This is a genomic window from Pyrobaculum sp. (assembly GCF_049971835.1).
In the GTDB taxonomy this organism is placed as follows: Archaea; Thermoproteota; Thermoprotei; order Thermoproteales; family Thermoproteaceae; genus Pyrobaculum.
The window spans coordinates 1-5,167 of sequence record NZ_JBMFKV010000136.1 but is presented as its reverse complement, the minus strand read 5'-3'; the positions used below and the strand labels follow the sequence as shown (position 1 = coordinate 5,167).

Genomic DNA, 5,167 nt, shown 5'->3' with positions numbered 1-5,167 from the left:
TTCTCCACAACCTCGTAGTTATCCGTCTCAAACGCCTGCTTCGCCTTAATGTCATAGAACTTCAACTTCTGCTTCTTCGACATAGGTGTAGGGTACACCGTGGTTTATAAAGTTTTTGTTTAATTTAATTACTGTATATAATTAAAGAGCTCTATTGATAAAATCACTATTGAGGTGGTGCTGATTGTACTTTTCATAATTTATATTATTTTTCCTTTTTTGTATATTCTATGCTCTTCTTGATCTTTCTAGACTAGGCCCATTGAGGTAATAAACCGCGCTAAAAATATCGCCGTTTCTAATGCTTTAAACTCGGTATTTGCTTTAGTTAGATATATGGCATATAGGAGAGTAGTAGCTCTTCTAGGCGTGGGAGGGGTCGGGAAGACCACCTTCGCGTACAGAGTCTTGGGAGTTTCTGAGACTCCTGTACTGACTCTAAGACCTAGCTACTACAGATTCTACATAGGAGATCTAGAGATAGATTTGGTAGACGTGCCGGGGCAGAGGGTATTTGAGGTGGCGATGAAGTTTACCTCTTTTAAAATTCCAATTGTTGATAGGCTGGTGTACATGTATGACTTGACTAATTACGAAACGTTGTACGCCATTTCCGAAATACATACCATTTTCATAGAAAGAGGTTCGCGAGTGGCGAAGGAGTACGTGGTTGTTGGTAATAAAAGAGACATCGCCGAGGAAATTGGCGTATTTATAGAGGCTGATGAAATAGCCTCTTCAATAGGCGCCTCCGAGATTTACTATATATCGGCGGTAAAAGATCCTCCTCGGGTGTTTCGGGAGATTCTGCTAGGAAAGTCCTAGGCGGGCAACTACCTGTTGAAAAACGTGGTTCCAATTCTCTCTCGTTAGCCAAAAAACCTCGAATCCAAATCTCTTGGCCATTTCTATGTAATTTCTGTGTATTGTTGCCAATACCCTCGGCGTGTTGTATAGAGCATTTTGTAAATACTCGCCGAAGCTGGGGCATTTGAACTCCATGGCGCCGATCTCGTCAATAATCTTTAACTCGCACCGCTGGCTTAACGCACTTCTAATTGCCTGGCAAGCCTCTAGCCTAACTACGTACTTACCCACTGAGGGCTCCCCCCTCCCCACTCTTGCAAGCGGCGTGCGGCTTCCGCCGACGAGCTCAACTACGTCGAAGCCTATGCGCGAACCCCCCTTCCTTACCTCTATAGTGATGAATCCGCACACGCTCAGCTTCTGCTTAGCTAGCTCTGCTACTTTTAGAGCTAGCGTGGTTTTGCCGACGCCAGGCAATCCGGAGATGCCGATTCTGCCCTCAGCCCTTTCACGCCACGTCATAAACTCGGCTTAGTCTAGCCTCATCACGTTTTTCGCAGATCACTACGATATAAAGTTTCGCGCTATTGTGAGACTGCCCTCAAGCGCTTTTTTCACCAAACTATCAATAAGCTTCTCGAAAGGCGCGAGCGCCTCGCCTACAATACTCCGCATTTTGGCAAGGATACTCCTGGTCTCTGTAGCGTATTCGTTAACAGCGCTACGCTCAACCCCCTCGTCGCTCATGTCGTCGGAGTATTGGTACAAGACGCCAAGCGATCTGCCAAGTCTCCTCGCCAGCTCTATCATCTCCCGCCTACCCAGAAGTATCGTGGGGAGGACAAGTGTCGCCTCAATCAGAGGCGCAGTTTTCAGCTCAGCAGCTTTTTCTCTCTCACCGTCAAGATCGAGGGCCTGGCCTCTGGAGAGCCTCTGGGCCACGTCGGCTAGGTACTCAACAACCTCAGGCCCAAGCCTCACCGCGCGTTTAATAGACTCGGCAATTAGCCAGTCGCTGGCTATGATAGATCTGTCGTCGCCGTATAGTATACGAGGCGTCTTTACGCCTCTCCTCTCGTCGTGTTTATCCATTACGTCATCTTGAAGTAGCGACACCACGTGTAGTAGCTCTACGATAGTTGCAGCTTGTATAATTCTGGGATCCATTAAAGACCTCCTATCTAGGCTGTACGAGAAGGTGAGTAGCAGAATAGGCCTAAGCAACTTCCCCGGGGTTTCTATGTAGTGCCGCACCGCGCCGCGTAGCGACGCGGGCTCTAGGCCCTCCCCCACTTTTTGAAGATCTGCCACCACGTGCTCCAGTGCTGCCAAAACATCGCGCGGCAGTAGAGACACATAATTAAAAAGAAAGGTGTTTTTATCTCTTTGTTAAATCAAGCCCAAAATCTCACTTTGCCCTGTAGCGCCCCTCCGCGGTTTTTTCGACCTTCCCCTCTCTAATTAGACGCGTTAACTGGGCCTTTACCACGGCCACCTTCTCTACACCTATCGCTTTTGCAACCTCCTCAGCGGTTAATTCTTTACCTTTATTCTGAGCCAGATATTCATATATTTTAGTCTTCACTCCTGACGGCATGTATGTAAATAAAAATCTAGGTATTTAAAGTTTAAGACCTCGTGGGAGCGGATAAGTTTATTAAAGCGGCTTTACGATCTGCGCATGGTCAGGCTGGCGATAGTTGTCGCAGAGTTTAACTACGACATTACACGCCTAATGTTGCAAAAAGCTCTTGAACACGCCAAATTCCTCGGGGCCGAGGTGACCTACGTCGTGAACGTGCCCGGGGTCTACGACATACCTATGGTACTGAGGGATCTAGTGACGAGAGAGGAGGTAGACGCCGTAGCCACGCTGGGGGCAGTTATCCAGGGCGCTACAAAACACGACGAAATAGTTGCACAGCAGGCGGCGAGGAAGATACTAGACATCTCGGTTGAGTCTGGTAAGCCAATCACGCTGGGCATCATAGGGCACGGCGCCAACAGAATGCAAGCTCTTGAGAGAGTGGAGGAATACGCGAGGCGCGCGGTGGAAGCCGCGGTGAAGCTGGCGAGGAGGAAGAAGAAGTTGAAAGAGGCGAAGTACAGCGGGGAGACGGTGTATATAGACTAGTACACTGGGGTTAGCCAGTTTAGGTACTTCTCCACTCTGCCCCTCACCACGTTTGAATATAACTCAGCTATTTTCATGGTAATAGGGCCGGGTTCTCCAGAGCCAATGGGCCTGCCGTCTACTTCGACCACGGGCGTTACCTCGGCGGCGGTGCCGACGAGGAACACCTCGTCTGCCGTGTAGATCTCTTCGCGGGTGATCGGCTTCTCCTCGGCTTGTATCCCCAGATCTGCGCTAAGCCTCAAAATAGTATCTCTCGTGATCCCCTCCAGAATTGATTGGTGTACAGGTGGCGTGTAGAGCTTTCTACCTCTCACCACGAATATATTCTCGCCGGATCCCTCAACCACGTATCCGTTTAGATCCATTAGCAGAGCCTCGTCATAGCCTCGGCTCTTCGCCTCTGTGAGCGCTAGTACAGAGTTTACATATATACCGCCGATCTTAGCCATCACGGGCAACATGGTGTTGTGGACTCTGCGCCAGCTCACAATGGCGGCTCTTATCCCCTTAGGCGAGAGGTATTTGCCAAACGGGAAGATGATAACTGCGAGAGATACCTCAAGGCTTCTAATGTCAAGTGTCACAGTTTCCGTGGATACAAACGCCACGGGCCTGATGTAGACATCTTCTTCTCTGAAGTTGTTGGCCTGTGCCGTCTCGATAACCGCTTTGCGCACCTCCTCTCTCGTATAGGGTATCGTCACTCCAAGTATCTTTGCTGACTTAAACATACGCTCTACGTGGTCGTCCAGTCTGAATATTAGTAAATTGTCGCCGTTCCAGTAGCCCCTTATTCCCTCAAATATCGAGGTTCCGTAGTGTAGCGCATGTGTCATTACGTGTATCTTGGCGTCTTCCCACCTCACAACCTTGCCGTTGAACCAGACGTATTTAGCGTGGGGCTTCATAGAGCAAAAATCAGCCTCCTCATCTCCTCCCCAACCTTCTCTATCTGATGTCCCTTTGCCTCCTCCATGAGTCTCTTCAGCGTCGGGGCGCCTCGGCTGTACTCCTCAACCCACTCCCTGGCGAAGTCTCCGTTTTTTACACGCATAGCCGCCTCCTTCATCCTCCTCTTCACATCTTCGTTTACTATCTTAGGCCCAACAGTCAATCCGCCGTACTTGGCAGTGTCAGATACGCCGTTTAACATGCCGTAGATACCCCTCTGCCATATCAAGTCCATTATCAACTTGGCCTCGTTTAGCACCTCGAAGTACGCCACCTCAGGCTGGTAGCCCATCTCTACAAGCACCTCAAAACCCTTCTTTATCAACTCCATAAGGCCCCCCACGAGGACGGTCTGCTCGCCAATTAGATCAGTCTCGGTCTCTTCGGCGAATGTAGTTTCGATGACGCCGGCCCGCGTCGCCCCTATACCTTTCGCAATGGCTAGGGCGTACTTCAGCGCAGAGCTGCTGTAGTCCTGATAAACAGCTACCAAAGCCGGCACGCCCCGCCCCGCCAAGTACTCCTCCCTAACGGCTCTGCCAGGCCCCTTGGGGGCCACCATCACCACGTCGACGTTCTTCGGCGGCTTTATTAAGCCGTAGTGCACATTGAAGCCATGTGCGAAGTCTACCACAGCGCCCTCCCGGAGGTTGGGGGCTATCTGCTCCCTCCACACCTTGGGTTGCTCCATATCTGGGATGAGGACCATGACGACGTCAGCTCTAGCCACTGCGTCGCCTACTTCATAAACCTCAAATCCTTCTGACGACGCCAATTCCCACGACTTGCCTCCCTTGCGCCCACCTATGATTACCTTAAGCCCACTATCTCTCAGATTAAGCGCTTGGGCCCTCCCCTGTATCCCGTAGCCCACTACAGCTATTACCTTGCCTCTGAGGGGCTCAAGAGAAGCGTCTCTTTCTGTATAGATCTTCGCCATGGTTATAGAATTTCAGCGGTTTATATGTATCTCCTCGATCGTCAAAACTTCGGGTAGCTTATCCAACTTAGCCACGAGCCAGTTAACCTCGTCGGGATCTCCATTGACATCCATGTGAATTCTGTATATAGTCGTGTCGGCCGCGATCTGCATATTAACCACGTTGACCTTGGCACGTCTAGTGACCGCTATGATGCGCCCAAGGGCGTCTAGGGACTTAGGGGCGGTTATGTTAATTCTCGTCATATACCAACCTCACCTCCATGCCCTCTGGCAGTATAGCCGAGGTGAGCCAGTCGCCTGGCTTCACCCAGGGCAGGACGATGTCGCTC

Annotated in this window: 8 protein-coding genes and 1 pseudogene; 2 read left to right on the top strand and 7 right to left on the bottom strand. The window is 50.4% G+C overall.

The features are described from left to right. Positions 1–83: pseudogene (cc1, locus tag ACP5J3_RS10640) on the bottom strand (DNA-binding protein CC1); the annotation flags it as partial. Between the two features lie 253 nt (positions 84–336). On the opposite strand from cc1, the gene ACP5J3_RS10635 reads away from it, so the two are divergent. Continuing rightward, on the top strand, positions 337–825 hold the full coding sequence (locus tag ACP5J3_RS10635) for a Rab family GTPase (RefSeq protein WP_428495670.1): 489 nt from the start codon (positions 337–339) through the stop codon (positions 823–825). Here ACP5J3_RS10635 and ACP5J3_RS10630 read toward each other — a convergent pair. From ACP5J3_RS10630 to ACP5J3_RS10620, 3 genes are read right to left on the bottom strand one after another with little or no spacing between them, the layout of a single operon-like run. Further along, positions 811–1,329, bottom strand: coding sequence for an NTPase (locus ACP5J3_RS10630; RefSeq protein WP_428495669.1), 519 nt, complete (start codon positions 1,327–1,329; stop codon positions 811–813). The two genes, ACP5J3_RS10635 and ACP5J3_RS10630, sit on opposite strands and share 15 nt — an antisense overlap. 42 nt (positions 1,330–1,371) lie before the next feature. Beyond that, positions 1,372–2,163 carry a polyprenyl synthetase family protein gene (locus ACP5J3_RS10625; protein ID WP_428495668.1) on the bottom strand — a complete coding sequence of 264 codons (792 nt, stop codon included), beginning with the start codon at positions 2,161–2,163 and terminating at the stop codon, positions 1,372–1,374. A 52-nt stretch (positions 2,164–2,215) separates the two neighbouring features. Beyond that, the gene (locus ACP5J3_RS10620; RefSeq protein WP_148682789.1) at positions 2,216–2,404 is read right to left on the bottom strand and encodes a TrmB family transcriptional regulator; all 189 of its coding nucleotides are present in this window, start codon (positions 2,402–2,404) and stop codon (positions 2,216–2,218) included. A gap of 84 nt (positions 2,405–2,488) precedes the next feature. Between ACP5J3_RS10620 and ribH the strand changes: the two genes are divergently transcribed. Further along, complete coding sequence (gene ribH / locus ACP5J3_RS10615; RefSeq protein ID WP_428495667.1) at positions 2,489–2,941, top strand: 6,7-dimethyl-8-ribityllumazine synthase; 453 nt, start codon at positions 2,489–2,491, stop codon at positions 2,939–2,941. Here the strand turns inward: ribH and ACP5J3_RS10610 are convergent. From ACP5J3_RS10610 to ACP5J3_RS10600, 3 genes are read right to left on the bottom strand one after another with little or no spacing between them, the layout of a single operon-like run. Next, a complete protein-coding gene (locus tag ACP5J3_RS10610; protein WP_263244072.1) occupies positions 2,938–3,852 on the bottom strand; it encodes a branched-chain amino acid transaminase in 915 nt (304 codons plus the stop codon). The two genes, ribH and ACP5J3_RS10610, sit on opposite strands and share 4 nt — an antisense overlap. Further along, positions 3,849–4,835: a ketol-acid reductoisomerase gene (gene ilvC / locus ACP5J3_RS10605; protein WP_428495666.1), complete on the bottom strand. Its 987-nt coding sequence runs from the start codon at positions 4,833–4,835 to the stop codon at positions 3,849–3,851. The genes ACP5J3_RS10610 and ilvC overlap by 4 nt, the downstream gene beginning before the upstream one ends. Before the next feature lie 12 nt (positions 4,836–4,847). Further along, positions 4,848–5,081: an ACT domain-containing protein gene (locus ACP5J3_RS10600; RefSeq protein ID WP_428495665.1), complete on the bottom strand. Its 234-nt coding sequence runs from the start codon at positions 5,079–5,081 to the stop codon at positions 4,848–4,850. Positions 5,082–5,167: the final 86 nt, after the last annotated feature.

Bases quoted from the DNA above. Each gene is read 5' to 3' on its own strand.
- ACP5J3_RS10620 (WP_148682789.1), bottom strand. From the start codon at position 2,404: ATGCCGTCAGGAGTGAAGACTAAAATATATGAATATCTGGCTCAGAAT.
- ribH (WP_428495667.1), top strand. From the start codon at position 2,489: ATGGTCAGGCTGGCGATAGTTGTCGCAGAGTTTAACTACGACATTACA.
- ACP5J3_RS10630 (WP_428495669.1), bottom strand. From the start codon at position 1,329: ATGACGTGGCGTGAAAGGGCTGAGGGCAGAATCGGCATCTCCGGATTG.
- ACP5J3_RS10635 (WP_428495670.1), top strand. From the start codon at position 337: ATGGCATATAGGAGAGTAGTAGCTCTTCTAGGCGTGGGAGGGGTCGGG.
- ilvC (WP_428495666.1), bottom strand. From the start codon at position 4,835: ATGGCGAAGATCTATACAGAAAGAGACGCTTCTCTTGAGCCCCTCAGA.
- ACP5J3_RS10600 (WP_428495665.1), bottom strand. From the start codon at position 5,081: ATGACGAGAATTAACATAACCGCCCCTAAGTCCCTAGACGCCCTTGGG.
- ACP5J3_RS10610 (WP_263244072.1), bottom strand. From the start codon at position 3,852: ATGAAGCCCCACGCTAAATACGTCTGGTTCAACGGCAAGGTTGTGAGG.